Origin of the sequence: Microbispora sp. H10885 (assembly GCF_014161415.1) — a bacterium.
Classification (GTDB): domain Bacteria; phylum Actinomycetota; class Actinomycetes; order Streptosporangiales; family Streptosporangiaceae; genus Microbispora; species Microbispora triticiradicis.
Window position 1 is genome coordinate 326,150 of sequence record NZ_JABBWY010000006.1, and the last position, 16,836, is coordinate 342,985.

Here is a 16,836-nt window from a genome sequence, read left to right on the forward strand (position 1 = left end):
CCGTTCTCCGCCGTCAGGGGACGTCCGGCCCGGCGCCCCGCCAGAACGGGTCCCGGCCGATGAATCCCAGCAGCCTGGTCTGCGCGTCCGCGTCGCCCGGCACCTCGACCCGCGCGCCGAACTGGCCGGAGGAGCGCATGACCTCCTCCATCCCCTCCATCCCGGCGAGGAGCAGGGCGCAGAAGCCGGGGTCCAGCCGGTCGTCCTGGCCCGTGGCCCTGGAGAGATCCCAGGTGTGCATGAACACGTCAGCGGTGTAGAACCGGTCGATCGCGGCGCCGAGAGGCAGGCTGCCGACGTGGGGGTTGGCGAGTTCCCGGTGCGCCGTCTCCGGATCGTCCAGCACGGCCTGCACGCCGTCGCAGTGCACCTGCCACGCGGCGACCGGGTCCTCGTCCACGGACGGCCCGTGGGGCAGTTCGACACCGGCGCCCGAGGCGAGAAACCCGGGGAGCCATCCGGTCAGGTGCCGCACGACGTCGCGGGCGGCCCAGCCGGCGACCGGGGACGGCGCGTCCCAGGACCGGGCGCCGCGGACCCGGTCGGTGAACAGCCCGGCGATCTGGCGGTGCCGCTCGGCGGGGCGGTCAGACAGCGTCATCGGCGAGCATCCTGTCCAGCTTCGCGTACCCGTCGTCGACACCGACCTCCATGCCGCTGCGCAGCCACGCGTCGCGGCTCTCGAAGCTTTCGGTCAGCGACTGCGTCCGCAGCCGCGTGCGGCCGTCGCCCAGGTCCTCGAACCACAGCGTCTCCAGCGCGACCCCGTCGGGATCGCCCTCGAACGTGAAGGTCTGCACGATACGGTCCGGCCGTACCTCGTGGAAGCAGCCGCGGAAGGCGTACTCCGTGCCGTCGTGCACCGAGACGTACCGCCAGCTCCCGCCGGTACGCGCGTCCCAGTGCTCGATCCGGGTGACGGTGGTGTCGGGACCCACCCACCGGGCGAACAACACGGGATCGGTGTGCGCGCGGAACAGCCGCTCGGGCGTCGCCGCGAAGTCACGAGCCATCCGGATCACCGGCACGCTCGCGTCGGCCTCGATGATCGTCTCCGTGATCCTGTCCATTCTCGTCTCCGTCCATCTCCGCCAGAACCGCGTCGAGGCGGCGGTAGCGCCGCTCGACGCGCTCCCGGTGGCGCTCGATCCAGGTGCCCATGAGTTCGAAGGCGTGGGCCTCAAGGCGTACCGGCCGGGGTTGCGGCCCGCGCGGACGGCTGACGAGCCCGGCGTCCTCCAGCACCCGCAGGTGCTTGTAGACGGCCTGCAGCGTCATCCCGTACGGCTCGGCCAGGCGGCTCACGGTCGCGTCGCCCTCCGAGAGCCGGGCGACCATGTCGCGCCGGGTCGGATCCGCGAGGGCCGCGAAGACCCGGGACAGCGCGTCCGTAGCCATCACCCTCTTTCAACCCGCTGGTTGAAAGAACCCTAGGCCGCGCAGGAGGCGTCCGTCAACCGCTCGGTTGAAAGACCAGCTCATACCGCACACCAGCCAAGCCGCCCACGATCGGGAAGTACTCCTGATCCCACGGCCACTCCGACCGCGATCGCGACGTACAAAACCGAGGCGGACCGCCCCGGGTGGTGCCGCCGCCCCGTGCCGGTCTGGACGAGCAGTGGCACTGGGCCGGGCCGGACGACCGCGGACCGGAACTGGAGGTGATCGCCGTGCTGACCGAGAAGCACCTGCTGGTCATCCATGCGATGCCGGCCGCACTGAGGAGAAAGCCGTGACCGAGTACACCGGCCCCTGGCCCCCGGACGACATCGAGCTCGGTCTGGACGACGAGTCGGACGTCGACCTCCAGGCCGAGGAGGTCTACGACCGGCGAGGCAACCGGATCGACCAGGCGTACGTGGACGCCGCGGTGGAGCATGTGCGGCGCACGGTGGGCCGCCCCTCTCTCACGGCCCCTGGAACGCGCTCGCCGCAGGTGACGTTCCGTCTCAGTCCCGAGGAGAAGGCCGCCGCCAAAGAGCTGGCAGAACGGGAGGGAAAGACCGTGTCACAACTGGCCCGGGAGGCCTTCGCCCGCTACCTCCGTGACCACGCCGCCTGACGCACGCCCGGACCCTAGCCCGCGAGGGCGGGCAGGCCGGTGGGGTGGCGGCGGGCGAGGGCCTCGTCGAAGCGGGTCCAGACCAGGGCGGCGAGGTCGTCGTCCACGCCGAGGGGCGCGCTGACGAGGTCGGCCCCGGCGCCGGTCAGGCGGTCGTGGAAGAAGCCGGGCGCGAGCAGGTAGGACGCGACGGCGACCCGGGGCGCGAGGCCCGACCTGGCCCGTTCCATCGCCTCTGCGACCGTGGGGGTGCCGGACGAGGCGAAGGCGGCGGTGACGGGACGCGACAGCCGTACGGACAGCAGGCGCGCGGCGGCGCGGACGTCGTCCAGGGCGGCGGGGTCGGACGACCCGGCCGCGCCCAGGATGACGGCGTCGCAGGGCCGCAGGCCGGCGGCGGCCAGACGGCGCGCCAGCACCGAGGTCAGCAGCGGGTGCGGGCCGAGCTGCCCGGCGACGACCGCGTCGGGCCGGGTGCGGGCGACGACGGCCGGCAGGTCGATGTGGGCGTGGTATCCCCCGGCGAGGAGCATCGGGACCACGACGACCGGTCCCGGCGTCCCCGCCAGCACGTCGGCGAGCAGCGGCGAGCTGATCTCCAGGAACGCCAGCTCCACCCCCGCGCCGGGCCGGGCCCGGCGCACCCGCGCAGCGAGCGACTCCATCACCGACTCCCAGTGCCCGCTGCGCGCCCCGTGCGCCGCCATCACCAGGGTTGGGGTCTCCATCTCGCTCTCCTCCGCCCCGAGGCTTCGAGAGCCTCCGTCGTCGTTCCCGCCACCGAGCCGCCTCACCTCGCGAGCCGCCTCACACGGGCCGTCTCACCGCATCGGCGGCGTCACCGGTCGTCGCGGCCGCAGGCGAGGCGGTAGCCGCGCTTGACGACGGTCTCGACGATGCCGGAAGGGCCGAGCGCCCGGCGCAGCCGGGTGATCGCCATCTCGACTGCGTGCTCGGCCGAGTCGCGGGAGGGCCCGCCGGGCAGCACCACCCGCAGGTCGGCCCGGCCCACCACGTGCCCGGGGCGCTCGGCGAGCCGCTTGAGCACGGCCATCGGGGCGGGCGGCAGCGGCTTGAGGGTGCCGTCGACCACCACGGCGTGGCCGCGGATCTCCAGCTCGTGGCCGCCCGCGACGAGCCGGGTGACCCCGCTCTCCGGCAGGTGCCGGGCGAGGGTCCGGGCGAGCGCGCCCAGGCGGGCCCGATCGGGCTGGACGACCCGTACGCCCCGCTGGGTCAGCGGCCCGGCCGTGACCGGCCCGACGCAGGCCGCGACCACCCGGGTGTCGAACGCGGCGAGCAGGGCGTCCTCCAGCCCGTCGGCGCGGGCGGCGCCCAGCATGGCCAGCACGGCGGGCGCGCTGGTGAAGGCGACCGCGTCCACCGAGCCGGTGATGGCCTGGCTGATCAGGCGGCGCAGCGGCGAGGTGTCGCGGTAGGGCAGCCAGCGATAGACGGGCACCTCGATGACGTCCGCCCCCGCCTCGCGCAGCGCGGCGACGAAGCCGTCCAGCGGCTCGCCGTGCAACTGCACGGCGATGCGGCGGCCCTGCAGGTCCTGCGCGAGCAGGTACTCCTTGACCTCCTCGCACGACTCGGTGCCCGGCGTCCAGTAGTCCGCCAGCCCGGCCGCCCGCACCGCTCCCCTCGCCTTGGGGCCGCGGGCCAGCAGCCGGGCGCCGGCCAGGTGGGCGTTGAGGTCGGTGGACAGGCCCCAGCCCTCCGCCGCCGCCATCCAGCCGCGGAACCCCACACCCGTGGTGACAACCACGTCGTCGACCGGCGCCTCCAGGCAGGCCCTGGTCGCGGCGAGCAGCCCGGTGTCCTCCGCCAGCGGCACGATGCGGATCGCGGGCGCCCGCACCACCCGGGCGCCCCGCCGTTCCAGGAGCGCCGAGAGCTCCTCGCTGCGGCGGGTCGCCGTCACCCCGATCGTGAACCCGGCCAGCGCGTCCGGCGCCGTCTCCAGGGTCATCGGGGCCTCCTCAAGCAGCGTGGTCATACCACGCTCACCTCCACGGTTCCGTCCGTCACACGAATGGGATAGGTCGGCACGGCGACGCCCGGGTCGTCCACGCACACGCCGGTGACCAGTGAGAACACCTGCTTGTGCATGGGCGAGGCCACGGTCGGCTCGCCGCCCCTGGTGCCGACGATGCCCCGGCTCAGCACGTAGGCCCCGCTGAAGGGGTCGAAGTTGCCCAGGGCGTACAGGGCTCCGTCGAACGTGCGGAACACCGCGACCTGCCGGGTGCCGACCAGCACGGCCGCGCCGCGCTCGGGGAGCAGGTCGGTGTAGGAGCAGACCGGGGTCCAGCGGTCGGTACGGGTCGCCGTCTCGTTGAGGATGGTCATGAGCGCACTGCCTCCAGAGGAATCAGCACCGGCTTGATCTGGTCGCGTTCGGTCTCGAAGGAGATCGAGGGGTCGGGGATGCCCGGGGCGTTCACGAAGCTGACGAAGCGCCGCAGCTTGTCGGGGTCCTCGATGGCGGCGCGCCACTCGTCGACGTACGTGGCCACGTGCCGCTCCATCTGCGCGTCGAGGTCGGCGCAGATGCCGAGCGAGTCCTCCATGATCACCTCACGGAGGTAGCCGAGACCGCCGTCCAGGCCCTCCAGCCACGCGGCGGTGCGCTGCAGCCGGTCGGCGGTGCGGATGTAGAACATCAGGAACCGGTCGATGGTCTTGACCAGGTCGTCGGTCGACAGGTCGGCGGCCAGCAGGTCGGCGTGGCGGGGCTTGAAGCCGCCGTTGCCGCCGACGTACAGGTTCCAGCCCTGCTCGGTGGCGATGATGCCGAAGTCCTTCGACCTGGCCTCGGCGCACTCGCGGGCGCATCCGGAGACGGCCGACTTGAGCTTGTGCGGCGAGCGCAGCCCGCGGTAGCGCAGCTCCAGCGCGATGGCCAGGCCGACCGAGTCCTGCACGCCGTACCGGCACCAGGTGGACCCGACGCACGACTTCACCGTGCGCAGGGCCTTGCCGTACGCGTGCCCGGACTCGAAGCCGGCTTCCACGAGACGGCGCCAGATGGCGGGCAGCTGCTCGACCCGGGCCCCGAGCAGGTCGATGCGCTGCCCGCCGGTGATCTTCGTGTAGAGCCCGAAGTCGCGGGCCACCTCGCCGATCACGATGAGCTTGTCCGGAGTGATCTCGCCGCCCGGGATGCGCGGGACCACCGAGTAGGTCCCGTTCTTCTGGATGTTGGCGAGGAAGTGGTCGTTGGTGTCCTGCAGCGTGGCCTGCTCGCCGTCGAGGATGTGGCCGCGGCCGAGGGACGCGAGGATCGAGGCGACCACCGGCTTGCAGATGTCGCAGCCGCGGCCCGTCCCGTGTTCGGCGATGAGCTGGGAGAACGTGGTGATCCCCCGCACGCTCACGATGTCGAACAGCTCGGCCCGGCTGTGGGCGAAGTGCTCGCACAGCGCCTTGCCGACGTCGACGCCCGACTTCACCAGGATCTGCTTGAGCATCGGCACGCAGCTGCCGCAGGTGGTGCCGGCCCGGGTGCAGTCCTTGATGCCCTGCACGTCGGTCAGGCCCTTGTCGGCGATGGCCGCGCAGATCTTCCCCTTGGTGACGTTGTTGCAGGAGCAGACCTGGGCGTCGTCCGGCAGGTCCGTCGACGTGGTGCCCGCGCCCGCGAACAGCAGGTCGCTCGGCGCGCCGGGCAGTGGCCTGCCGACGAAGGGCCGCAGCGCGTTGTACGGCCCGGCGTCGCCGACGCAGATGCCGCCGAGCAGGGTCGTGGCGTCGTCGCTGACGAACAGGCGCTTGTAGACGCCGGCGACCGGGTCCATGTAGGTGACGTCGAGCGCGCCCGACATGGCCCCGAACTGCGCCACCTCGACGCCGAGCAGCTTGAGCTTGGTGGACATGTCGGCGCCGGTGAAGGCGGCCGAGCCGAGCAGGATCCGGTCGGCGGCCACCTCGGCCTGGGCGAAGCACGGCGCGACCAGGCCGTAGACCATCCCGGCGGCCAGCGCGCACTCGCCGATCGCGTAGATGTGCTCGTCGGAGGTGCGCATGCCCTCGTCCACCACGATGCCGCCGCGCTCGCCGACCTCCAGGCCGCAGTCCCGCGCGAGCTCGTCGCGCGGCCGCACCCCGGCGGAGAAGACGACGACCTGGGCGTCGACGGCCTCGCCGTCCGGCCTGACCAGCGCGGCCACCCGGCCGTCCGGCCCGGCCTCGATCGACCGGACCCCGGCGCCGGTGTGGACGGTGAGCCCGAGCGCCTCGATGTGGTTACGCAGCACCGAGCCACCGCCCTCGTCCACCTGGCGGGGCATCAGCCAGCCGCTCATCTCGACGACGTGCGTCTCCAGCCCGAGCCCGCGCAGGGCGTCGGCCGCCTCCAGGCCGAGCAGGCCGCCGCCGATGACCACGCCGGCGCGGGCGTCCTGCGACGCCTCCCTGATGGCGTCCAGGTCGTCGATCGTGCGGTAGACGAAGCAGCCCGGCAGGTCCCTGCCCGGCACCGGCGGCACGAACGGCGCCGACCCGGTGGCCAGCACCAGCACGTCGTACGGCTCGGAGTAGCCGGCGTCGGTGGCGACGGTGCGGGCGGCGCGGTCGACGCCGACGACCTTCACGCCGGTCCGCAGGCTCACGCCGTCCGGCACCCGGTAGGTGAGGTCGTCCACGCTCTTGCCGCTGAGATAGGAGGTGAGCGCGACCCGGTCGTAGGCCGGGCGGGGCTCCTCCCCGAATACCGTGATCGTCCCGTCGAAGCCCCGCTCCACGAGCGTCTCGATCAGACGGTGCGCGGTCGGTCCGTGTCCCGCCACGACGAGTCTCATGCGCTGACGTACCTTCATGCGCTCACGCCTTCCTGCTCACACAACCAGCCGACGATGCCCTCGACCGCGTCGCGGCAGCCGCCGCACCCGGTGGTGGCCCTCGTGGCGGCGGCTACGGCCTCCACGTCACGCGCGCCGGACTCCCAGCACGCCCTGATCTGGCCCTTCGTCACGTTGTTGCACTGGCAGACCCGGGCCGAGTCCGGCATCCGGGTCGGGTTGTCGGCCGTCGCCGCGGCGCCCACGCCGGGGAACAGCAGGCCGGTCCGGTCGCCCGGGAGCGGCCCGCCTCGGTCGAACAGCTGGGTGAGCGTGCCCACGGCGGAGGTCTCGCCCAGCAGGATCGCGCCGACCAGCCGGCCGTCGCGGATGACGAGCTTGCGGTAGGTGCCCTTGTGCCGGTGGGAGAAGCGGACGATCTCCGCCTCCTCGTCCGTCAGGTGGGTCTCCCCCATCGCCGCGAGCTCGACGCTCTTGGCCTTCAGGCGGGTGACCAGCCGCGAGCCCCGGTAGCGGGCGCCCTTGTCAGCCCCGGTCAGCAGGTCGGCGAGCACCGACGCCTGCTCCCAGGCCGGCGCCACCAGGCCGTAGACCCGGCCCGCGTGCTGCGCGCACTCGCCGATCGCGAAGATCGACGGGTCGTCCGTGCGCAGCTCGTCGTCGACGACGACGCCGCGCTCGACCTCCAGCCCCGCGTCGCGGGCGAGGCCGACGACCGGGCGCACGCCGCAGGCGACCACCACCAGGTCGGCGTCGACCAGTTCCTCTCCCGCCAGCTCCACGTGCCGCTCCCGCACAGCGGTCACGGTGACGCCGGTGCGGATGGCGACGCCGAGCGAGCCGAGCGTCTCGCGGAGGATGAGCCCGGCCTCCGCGTCGAGCTGGCGCTCCATCAGGTGGTCGCGCACGTGCAGCAGCGTCACCGGGACACCCCGGCCGGCCAGCCCGCGCGCGGCCTCGATGCCGAGCAGCCCGCCGCCGATCACGACCGCGCTGCGCGCGCTCGCGGCGGCCTCCCTGATGCGGTCGCAGTCGTCCAGCGTGCGGAACGCGGTCGCCCGCTCCACGCCGGGGATCGCCGGGATCACCGGCTCGCTGCCCGTGGCCAGCACGAGCACGTCGTACGGCTCGCGCGTCCCGTCGGCCGCGACGACGGTCCGGGCGTCCCGGTCGATCGCGGTGACCTCGACGCCGAGGTGCGCGGTGACGTTGTGCTCGGCGTGCCAGCGGGGGCCGAGCAGCCGGACCTGGTCCGGCCGCGACGTGCCCGCCACCACGTTCGACAGCAGCACCCGGTTGTACGGCTGCCAGGCCTCGGCGCCGAACACGGTGATCTTGACGTGCCGGTCCCGGGCGCGCACCTCGCTCACGAGACGCGCGCCGGCCATGCCGTTCCCCACCACGACGAGCCTCACGCGTCACACTCCATGTCCTCGCCGGTGCACCGTTCGAGAGTCGCGGCGCAGACCTTGAACTCCGGCATCCGCGACATCGGGTCGAGCGCCGGGTTGGTGAGCAGGTTGACGCCCTCCCAGTGGAACGGCATGAACACCGTGTCGGGCCGGATCGAGGCGTTGACGCGGGCCACCGCCTCGGCGGCGCCCCGGCGGCTGCGCACCCGCACGCGGTCGCCGGGCGCGACGTTCAGCCGTTCGGCGAGGTCGGGGTGCACCTCCACGAAGACCTCCGGCGCGACCTGGTTGAGCGACCGGATGCGGCGCGTCTGCGCCCCCGACTGGTAGTGGGCCAGCACCCGCCCGGAGGTCAGGTAGAGGGGGAACTCCTCGTCCACGTCCTCGGCGGGCGGGCGGTGGTCCACCGGCACCATGCGGGCCCGTCCGTCCGGGGTGGCGAAGCGGTCCAGGAAGGGCCGCGGCGTCCCCGGGTGGGGCCCGGCCTCGGTCCCTGTCCCTGTCTCGGCCCCTGTCTCGGGCGCGGTCTCGGGCGCGGTCTCGGTGGCGGGGCAGGGCCAGAACACGCCGGTCTCGGCCGCGATCCGCTCGTAGGTGATGCCGGAGTAGTCGGCGATACCTCCGGCGGAGGCCCGGCGCAGCTCGTCGAAGACCGTGCGCGGGTCGGCGGGGAACTTCTCGCCGCAGCCGAGCCGCTCGGCGAGCCCGCCGAGGATCCGCAGGTCGCTGCGCGCGCCCGGCGGCGGCGCCGCGGCCTGGCGGCGCAGCAGCACCCGGCCCTCCAGGTTGGTCATCGTGCCCGACTCCTCGGCCCACTGGGTCGTGGGGAGCACGACGTCGGCCATCGCCGCGGTCTCCGACAGCACGAAGTCGGCGACGACGAGCAGGTCCAGCGCGGCCAGCCGCTCCGTCACGTGCCCGGCGCGCGGCGCGGAGACGACGGGGTTGGAACCGAACAGCAGCAGCGCCCTCGGCCCCTCCGGAGTGCCGAGCGCGTCGAGCAGTTCGTACGCCGACCTGCCAGGTCCGGGCAGGTCGGCGGGGTCGACCCCCCAGACGGCCGCGACGTGCGCCCGCGCCGCCGGGTCGTCGATCTTCCGGTAGCCGGGGAGCTGGTCGGCCTTCTGGCCGTGCTCCCGGCCGCCCTGGCCGTTGCCCTGACCGGTCACGCAGCCGTACCCGGAGCCCTCCCGGCCCGGCAGGCCGAGGGTGAGCGCCAGGTTGACGAAGGCGGTGACGGTGTCGGTGCCCTTGGCGTGCTGTTCCGCGCCCCGGCCGGTCAGGATCATCGCGCGCCCGGCCTCGCCGAGGATGCGTACGGCCTCGCGCATCTGGGCGACGGGGACGCCGGTGACGCGCTCCACCCGCTCGGGCCACCAGGCCGACACGGAGGCGCGCACGGCCTCGAAGCCGGTGGTGCGCGCGGCGAGGTAGCCGAGGTCGGCGTGGCCCTCGGCGACCGCGATGTGCAGCAGGCCCAGCGCCAGCGCGAGGTCGGTGCCGGGGGTGGCCTGCAGGTGCAGGTCGGCCAGCCGGGCGGTCTGCGTGAGGCGGGGGTCGATCACGACGAGCCGGCCGCCCCTCGACCGCATCGCGGTCAGGTGCCGCACGAAGGGGGGCATGGTCTCGGCGACGTTCCCCCCGGCGAGCAGCACCGCGTCCGCCCGGCCGATGTCGGTGATGGGGAACGGCAGGCCGCGGTCCATCCCGAAGGCGCGGTTGACGGCGGCCGCCGCCGAGGACATGCAGAACCTGCCGTTGTAGTCGATCTGGCTGGTTCGCAGCGCCACCCGGGCGAACTTGCCGAGCTGGTAGGCCTTCTCGTTGGTCAGCCCGCCGCCGCCGAAGACCGCCACGGCGTCCGGCCCGTGCTCGGCCCGGATGGCCCGGAGGCGGCCGGCGGTGTAGTCGAGCGCCTCCTCCCAGGTCACCGGCTTCCCGTGGAGCAGCGGGGTGGTGATCCGTTCGGGTGAGGTCAGCAGTTCGGCCGCCGTCCAGCCCTTCTGGCACAGGCCGCCGGAGTTGGCCGGGATGTCCTCTCTTGGAGTGATCTCGCCGTTGGCGACGTACATGCCGCACTGCAGGGCGCAGTAGGGGCAGTGCGTGGCCGAGCCCACTGTGGTGTCCCCGTGGACCTGTGACATCACAGGACCTGGAGCGTGCAGTGAGATCGGCATGGATCCGATGGTGGGTACAGGCGGTTTCACCGCTGGGTCCCTTCTGTTACCGCTGTGCTACAAGGCGCCAACCGCGCTAACTTCGGCGATCGCGGCGTGGTGAGAGACCTCGTCGTCTCCGGAGCTCACTTGTGCTTTCGCCGCCGGTGAGACGTACGGCGGAAAAGAGCGGGCGCCGCACGGGCGCCCGCGGGGGGGGTGGGGTCCGGACCCTGCTCAGACGGGCCCGCTCGGACCGGCCGGCTCGGACCGGCCGGCTCAGACGCGGGCCGCCGCCAGACTGGGGGCCGCCTTCGCGCCGAGGGTCCGCATGTAGCAGAACCAGGTGACGGCGAAGCACAGGGCGTAGAAGCCGGCGAAGGCCGCCAGCGCCGCTCCCGCACCGCCGGTGGCGGCGATGGAGCTGCCGAACCCGCGGTTGATGAAGAAGCCGCCGAACGCGCCGATCGCGGAGATGAAGCCGATGGCCGCCGACGCGTCGCGCTTGCCGGTGCGCAGCGCCTCCTCGAACTCCGGCGTGCCGGGCTCGACGCCCGCGACGGCCTTGGCGCGGAAGATGGCCGGGATCATCCGGTACGTGGAGCCGTTGCCGACGCCGGCGGTGCCGATCAGCAGCATGAAGGCCACGAAGAACAGCGCGAAGTTGTGGGCGGACATGGCCTGCCACACGAGGAGCACCGCGCCGGTCATCGCGGCGAAGTTCCAGAACGTGACGGCGGCCCCGCCGAGGCGGTCCGACAGCCATCCGCCGACGGGCCGGATGACCGAGCCGACCAGCGGGCCGAGGAACGCCAGCGAGACCATCGAGGCGTGGTCGGCGAACTGCGACTTGATCAGCAGCGGGAAGGCCGTCGAGTAGCCGATGAACGAGCCGAACGTGCCGATGTAGAGGAGCGACATGATCCACGTCTGGGCCCGGCCGGCCGCCTTGGCCATCTCCCTCGGTTCGGCCTTGGCGGAGGTGAGGTTGTTCATGAAGAAGTACGCGCCGGCGGCGGCGAGCAGGATGAACGGCACCCAGAACAGTCCGGCCGCGGCGAGCCCGAAGCCCCCGATGACCAGCGGCATCAGCAGCTGCACCGAGCTGACGCCGATGTTGCCGCCCGCGGCGTTCAGGCCGAGGGCCGCGCCCTGCCTGCTCTGCGGGTAGAAGTAGGTGATGTTGGCCATGCTGGAGGCGAAGTTGCCACCGCCGAGCCCGGCCGTCGCCGCGATGGCGAGGAACGCCCAGTAGGGCGTGCCCGGGTCGTTCACCGCGACCGCCAGCAGCACCGCCGGCACCAGCAGCAGCAGCGCGCTGACCACCGTCCAGTTGCGCCCGCCGAACCGCGCGGGGGCGAAGGTGTACGGGATGCGCAGCGCGGAGCCGATGAGGTTGGGCAGGGAGACGATCCAGAACAGCTGGTCGGTGGAGAACTTGTAGGCGCCGAGCTTGACGGCGACGATGCTCCAGACGGTCCACAGCGTGAAGCCCAGGTGCTCGGCCAGGATCGAGAACACCAGATTGCGCCGGGCCGTCTTCTTCCCGGTGCCCTCCCAGAACGCGGGATCGTCCGGTCGCCAGTCACCGATCCACCGGCCCTTCCCGGGTTCGCCGGTAGCCGTGTTCGCCGCCTGCGTCACGGTCATCGTTCCTCCTGCGTCTCGTGTCAGCTGGGGGCGTCTTTCTCAGCTGGGAACCGGTACCGACGCTAGGAAGGGGTCGTTACGCACCTTGACGATGTGTGATCGTGCGGTCGTTACATGTGCCGCACCCCGGAAACATGCAATCCACAGGCATAACGGACGCAACACCGCGTTAACGACCGGTCGCCCGCGCGGGAGTCCGCGTTAAGGCCGCGTGTCGCCGCCCGCACCCGTGCCGCCCGGCTCCGCGCGCGGGCCGGTCGCACGCCGTCACGAAGGTCAGCGCTCCCGCGACCGAGCACCTCGTGTGGTCATTTCACGACATTCCCGTGATCACGGGACTGCCGTTTCGTGACCGGGGTGCGCCGTTTCCGCCACCGGGATGGCACAGACATTTCGGTTGACATGTGACCGGTTTCCCGGCGGCAGGAATATCCGCGGTGGCGGACGGGGATACCGAAGCCGCCTCCCGCCTGATGCGGGCCCGCGTGGGCCCGCGCCCACCCGGGAGGACGTTTGCCAGCGATCTCGCGTCGCGCGTTCCTGTCGTCGGCGTACCTGTCCGTGGCGCTGCTGTCCGCCCAGGGCGGGATCACCTCACTGGCCGGGCCCGCCCTGGCGGCCCGCAGCCCCCGGCGCCCGCGCGTGTACACCCGCTCGGAGTGGCGGGCCGACCCGCCCGCGAGCAAGGCCGAGGTGCTCGACCGGGTCCCCGACCGGCTCGTCGTCCACCACACGGCGACGGCGAACACCGGCGCGACAGACCTGGAGGCGGCCTTCCGGCTGTCCCGGGCGATCCAGCGCTACCACATGCGGCGCAACGGCTGGGAGGACATCGGCGAGCAGTTCACGGTCAGCCGGGGCGGCTACGTCATGGAGGGCCGCAACCGCTCGCTGCCGGCCGTCGAGGCGGGCAGGCACGTGCTGGGGGCGCAGGCGGCCGACCACAACGACCACACGCTGGGCGTCGAGACGGAGGGAACCTACACCTCCTGCCTGCCGCCCGCCCGGCAGCTGGCCGCGCTGACCTCGCTGCTGGCCTGGCTGTGCGACGCGTACGAGCTCGACCCGCGCGTGGCGATCGTCGGCCACCGCGATCTCAACCGGACCGCCTGCCCGGGGGACCGCCTCTACGCGTACCTGCCGCAGCTGCGGGCCGACGTGGCGCGCCGTCTGGGCGGCCGGGCGCCCCGCCGCATCGCTGCCGCGCCGCCGTGGCCGACGCTGCCGGACGGCTCCCCCGACGCCCACGGCGAGGGTGTGGCGCTCGTCGGCGACCTGTCGTTCGAGCACGGCCCGGCAGTCGGCCCGCACGACCTGACCCGGCACCCCCGCGTCCTCTGACCGGCGCCGCCGCCCCGGCCTCCCGGCCCGCTCTCGTGGCGCGGGCCGGGAGCGGAGGCGCCGCGTCAGAGCCGCTCGACGTTGGGTCCCCGGCAGCGGTTGCGGGTGTCGAGGACGAAGGCGCTCTCGCGCCGGATCATCTCGTAGTCGAAGCAGTCGTGGTCGGTGAGGATCACGACGGCGTCGGCCGCGGCCGCCTCCCGCGCCGACGGCTCGGCGATCGCCACCCCCTCGGCCACGAACGCGAGGTCGACGTGCGGATCCGCCGCGTACACCCGCGCGCCCAGCCTGCGCAGGAGCCTCGCCACCTCCAGCGCGGGAGACTCGCGGCAGTCGCCGGTGTTCTTCTTGTACGACAGGCCGAGCAGGAGGACGCGGCTGCCGTTCACGGCCTTGCGCCGGTCGTTCAGCGCCAGCACCAGCCGGTCGACGACGTGCGCGGGCATGTGGTCGTTGACGTCGTTGGCCAGCTCCACGAACCGGAAGTTGTGCCCCAGACTGCGCTTGACCTTCCAGGACAGGTACGACGGGTCGATCGGCAGGCAGTGGCCGCCGACCCCCGGCCCCGGGGTGAAGCGCATGTAGCCGAACGGCTTGGACGAGGCGGCGTCGATGGCCTCCCACACGTCGATGCCGAGCTGCCTGGCGAAGACCGACAGCTCGTTGACCAGGGCGATGTTGACGTGCCTGAAGGTGTTCTCCAGGAGCTTGCACAACTCGGCCACCTGCGGCGAGGACACGGGGACGACGCGCTCGACGACGGTCTCGTAGAAGGCGCGGACCCGCGCGAGGGCGGCGTCGTCGAGGCCGGAGACGACCTTCGGCGTGTTCTCCAGGCGCCACCGCGCGTTGCCGGGGTCGATCCGCTCCGGGCTGTAGCCGAGGTGGAAGTCGCCGGGAGCGCGCAGGCCCGACCCCTCCTCCAGGATCGGGCGCAGGTACTCCTCCGTCGTCCCCGGATAGGTGGTCGACTCCAGCACCACGGTCGCGCCCGGCCGCAGATATGGGGCGAGCGACCGGCCGGCCGACGCGATGTGGCTGAGATCGGGCACGCCGTCGGTCAGCGGCGTCGGCACGGTGATCACACAGACGTCGAAGCCGTCGGCGTCGGCGTAGTCCGCGCTGGCCCGGTAGCGGCCCGTCCCGTGGGCGGCGGCGAGCGCGTCGTCGCCGACGTCCTCGACGTACGACTGACCGGCGTTGAGCCGCTTGACCCGCAGCTCGTCAACCTCGACGCCCACCACGTCGAACCCGGCCCGCACCGCGCGGACCGCAAGCGGCAGGCCGACGTACCCCTGCCCCACCACGACCAGTTTCTCCATGAAGGACCCCCGTCCCCTGGCAGTTACGATGTCTCAGCCGCGGCGGTTCACGAGCGGGCGCCACCAGTCCTGGTGGTCCCGATACCAGCGCACGACGTCCGCGAGCCCTTCGTCGAACCCCGTCAGGGGCTCGTAGCCGATGGCCCGGATCTTTCCGCTGTCGAGCGCGTACCGCCGGTCGTGCCCCGGCCGGTCGGGTACGTGCTCGACCATCTCCCATCCGGCGCCGAAGGCGTCGAGGATCCGGCGGGTGAGATCGAGGTTGCTCAGCTCGACGCCGCCGCCGATGTTGTAGACCTCGCCGGGCTCACCCTTGTCCAGCACGAGCTGGACGCCCCGGCAGTGGTCGTCCACGTGCAGCCACTCCCGCACGTTGCCGCCGTCGCCGTACAACGGCACGGGACGCCCGTCGATCAGGTTGGTGACGAACAGCGGGACGACCTTCTCCGGATACTGGTACGGCCCGTAGTTGTTGGAGCACCTGGTCACCCGGACGTCCATCCCGTACGTGCGGTGGTAGGCGCGGCAGAGCAGGTCGGCCCCGGCCTTGGCGGCCGAGTAGGGCGAGTTCGGCAGCAACGGCTCCGCCTCCGTCCACGTCCCCTCGTCGACCGAGCCGTACACCTCGTCGGTGGACACCTGGACGAACGTGCGCACGCCCGCCTCCAGAGCGGCCTGCAGCAGCCGCTGCGTGCCCAGCACGTTGGTCGTCACGAAGTCGCCCGCGCCGCTGATCGACCGGTCGACGTGGGTCTCGGCGGCGAAGTTCACGACCACGTCGTGCCCGGGGACCAGCTCGCGCAGCAGCGCCGCGTCGCAGACGTCGCCGCGCGCGAACGTGAAGGCGGGGCGGGTCTCCACCGGGGCGAGGTTGGCCGGGTTGCCGGCGTAGGTGAGCTTGTCCAGCACCGTGACCCGGGCGTCCTCGTACCCGGGGTAGGCGCCCGACAGCAGCGAGCGGACGTAGTGGGAGCCGATGAAGCCGGCCGCGCCGGCGACGAGGATCTTCACGCGCGCACCTGCACCTTGCTGTGGTCTCCGATCATGAGCTGGTAGGCGTTGGGCACCCCGGTCGCCTTCGTGACCTCCGCGTTGCGGCCGATCAGCGAGTGGGTCATGCCCCGGACGCCCCGGATGGCCGAGTCGGCCAGCACGATGCTGTAGTCCACCTCGGCGTCCTCGATCACGCAGCCCTCGCCGATCGAGGTGTACGGCCCGACGTACGAACCGATGATCTTGGAGTCGGCGCCGATCACCACCGGGCCGCGGATGACCGAGCCCTCCACCACGGCGCCGGGGGCGATCACCACCCGCCCGGTCACCTCCGACAGCCCGTCCACGGTCCCCGCGACGCCGGGCTCGACCGCCTCGAGCACGATGCGGTTGCACTCCAGCATGTCCTGCAGGCGGCCGGTGTCGCGCCAGTAGCCGGTGACGAAGTGGGACCGCACGCGGTGCCCGCCGTCGATGAGCCACTTGATCGCGTCGGTGATCTCCAGCTCGCCGCGCGCGGACGGCCCGATCGCGCGGACGGCCTCGTGGATCGCGGGCGAGAACGTGTAGACCCCGACGATCGCGAGGTCGCTGCGCGGGTGCTCGGGCTTCTCCTCCAGCGCGACGATCTCCCCGTCCGGGCCGAGTTCGGCCACTCCGTAGAACTGCGGCTCGGCCACCCGGGTGAGCAGGATGCGGGCGTCGCACTCCTCGGCGCGGAAGGCGTCGACCAGGCCGCGGATGCCGCCGACCAGGAAGTTGTCGCCCAGGTACATGACGAACGGCTCGCCGGCCAGAAACTCGCGCGCGATGAGGACGCAGTGCGCCAGCCCGAGCGGCGCCTCCTGGGGGATGTAGGTGACGTCGAGCCCGAACGCGGAGCCGTCGCCGACGGCCGCGCGGACCTCCCGGCCCGTGTCGCCGACGATGATCCCCACGTCGGTGATGCCGGCGTCCCTGATCGCCTCCAGCCCGTAGAAGAGCACGGGCTTGTTGGCGACGGGGACGAGCTGCTTGGCGGAGGTGTGGGTCAGCGGGCGCAGCCTCGTGCCCTTGCCGCCCGCCAGGACGAGTGCCTTCACCGCTGTCCGCGTC

At 72.7% G+C, this 16,836-nt stretch carries 16 protein-coding genes; 3 read left to right on the forward strand and 13 right to left on the reverse strand.

Features of this window, described 5'->3' with window-relative positions; genetic code table 11:
* Nucleotides 1–13: 13 nt before the first annotated feature.
* From HHX37_RS18115 to HHX37_RS18125, 3 genes are read right to left on the reverse strand one after another with little or no spacing between them, the layout of a single operon-like run.
* On the reverse strand, nt 14–601 hold the full coding sequence (locus HHX37_RS18115) for a TIGR03086 family metal-binding protein (protein ID WP_138461135.1): 588 nt from the start codon (nt 599–601) through the stop codon (nt 14–16).
* Entirely contained in the window at nt 588–1,070 is a 483-nt protein-coding gene (locus HHX37_RS18120; RefSeq protein ID WP_182886155.1) for an SRPBCC family protein, read from the reverse strand. The genes HHX37_RS18115 and HHX37_RS18120 overlap by 14 nt, the downstream gene beginning before the upstream one ends.
* Nucleotides 1,003–1,398, reverse strand: coding sequence for an ArsR/SmtB family transcription factor (locus HHX37_RS18125; RefSeq protein WP_182880697.1), 396 nt, complete (start codon nt 1,396–1,398; stop codon nt 1,003–1,005). The genes HHX37_RS18120 and HHX37_RS18125 overlap by 68 nt, the downstream gene beginning before the upstream one ends.
* Before the next feature lie 185 nt (nt 1,399–1,583).
* On the opposite strand from HHX37_RS18125, the gene HHX37_RS37780 reads away from it, so the two are divergent.
* Entirely contained in the window at nt 1,584–1,736 is a 153-nt protein-coding gene (locus HHX37_RS37780; protein WP_182886156.1) for a hypothetical protein, read from the forward strand.
* Nucleotides 1,733–2,062: a plasmid mobilization protein gene (locus HHX37_RS37785; protein WP_182886157.1), complete on the forward strand. Its 330-nt coding sequence runs from the start codon at nt 1,733–1,735 to the stop codon at nt 2,060–2,062. The genes HHX37_RS37780 and HHX37_RS37785 overlap by 4 nt, the downstream gene beginning before the upstream one ends.
* A 14-nt stretch (nt 2,063–2,076) precedes the next feature.
* Here HHX37_RS37785 and HHX37_RS18140 read toward each other — a convergent pair whose 3' ends face one another.
* The 7 genes from HHX37_RS18140 to HHX37_RS18170 form a co-directional block, all read right to left on the reverse strand.
* On the reverse strand, nt 2,077–2,790 hold the full coding sequence (locus HHX37_RS18140; RefSeq protein WP_117410605.1) for a sirohydrochlorin chelatase: 714 nt from the start codon (nt 2,788–2,790) through the stop codon (nt 2,077–2,079).
* 110 nt (nt 2,791–2,900) lie between these two features.
* Nucleotides 2,901–4,064: a uroporphyrinogen-III synthase gene (locus tag HHX37_RS18145; protein WP_182880700.1), complete on the reverse strand. Its 1,164-nt coding sequence runs from the start codon at nt 4,062–4,064 to the stop codon at nt 2,901–2,903.
* Nucleotides 4,061–4,417: a nitrite reductase small subunit NirD gene (nirD, locus tag HHX37_RS18150; protein WP_117410607.1), complete on the reverse strand. Its 357-nt coding sequence runs from the start codon at nt 4,415–4,417 to the stop codon at nt 4,061–4,063. Before nirD ends, HHX37_RS18145 begins: the two co-directional genes overlap by 4 nt.
* Nucleotides 4,414–6,867, reverse strand: coding sequence for a nitrite reductase large subunit NirB (gene nirB, locus HHX37_RS18155; protein ID WP_182886158.1), 2,454 nt, complete (start codon nt 6,865–6,867; stop codon nt 4,414–4,416). Before nirB ends, nirD begins: the two co-directional genes overlap by 4 nt.
* 14 nt (nt 6,868–6,881) lie before the next feature.
* Complete coding sequence (locus HHX37_RS18160; RefSeq protein WP_182880702.1) at nt 6,882–8,282, reverse strand: FAD-dependent oxidoreductase; 1,401 nt, start codon at nt 8,280–8,282, stop codon at nt 6,882–6,884.
* A complete protein-coding gene (locus HHX37_RS18165) occupies nt 8,279–10,423 on the reverse strand; it encodes a molybdopterin oxidoreductase family protein (RefSeq protein ID WP_259406579.1) in 2,145 nt (714 codons plus the stop codon). The genes HHX37_RS18160 and HHX37_RS18165 overlap by 4 nt, the downstream gene beginning before the upstream one ends.
* 291 nt (nt 10,424–10,714) lie before the next feature.
* A complete protein-coding gene (locus tag HHX37_RS18170) occupies nt 10,715–12,085 on the reverse strand; it encodes an MFS transporter (protein ID WP_182886160.1) in 1,371 nt (456 codons plus the stop codon).
* Nucleotides 12,086–12,598: 513 nt separating this feature from the next.
* On the opposite strand from HHX37_RS18170, the gene HHX37_RS18175 reads away from it, so the two are divergent.
* A complete protein-coding gene (locus HHX37_RS18175; RefSeq protein WP_259406538.1) occupies nt 12,599–13,426 on the forward strand; it encodes a peptidoglycan recognition family protein in 828 nt (275 codons plus the stop codon).
* 65 nt (nt 13,427–13,491) lie between these two features.
* Here the strand turns inward: HHX37_RS18175 and HHX37_RS18180 are convergent, their stop codons facing one another.
* The 3 genes from HHX37_RS18180 to HHX37_RS18190 are packed head-to-tail and all read right to left on the reverse strand — an operon-like array spanning nt 13,492 to nt 16,823.
* Nucleotides 13,492–14,748, reverse strand: coding sequence for a nucleotide sugar dehydrogenase (locus tag HHX37_RS18180; RefSeq protein WP_182880705.1), 1,257 nt, complete (start codon nt 14,746–14,748; stop codon nt 13,492–13,494).
* Between the two features lie 33 nt (nt 14,749–14,781).
* Nucleotides 14,782–15,759: a dTDP-glucose 4,6-dehydratase gene (rfbB, locus tag HHX37_RS18185; protein WP_182886161.1), complete on the reverse strand. Its 978-nt coding sequence runs from the start codon at nt 15,757–15,759 to the stop codon at nt 14,782–14,784.
* The gene (locus HHX37_RS18190; protein ID WP_182886162.1) at nt 15,756–16,823 is read right to left on the reverse strand and encodes a glucose-1-phosphate thymidylyltransferase; all 1,068 of its coding nucleotides are present in this window, start codon (nt 16,821–16,823) and stop codon (nt 15,756–15,758) included. Before HHX37_RS18190 ends, rfbB begins: the two co-directional genes overlap by 4 nt.
* Between the last annotated feature and the right edge of the window lie 13 nt (nt 16,824–16,836).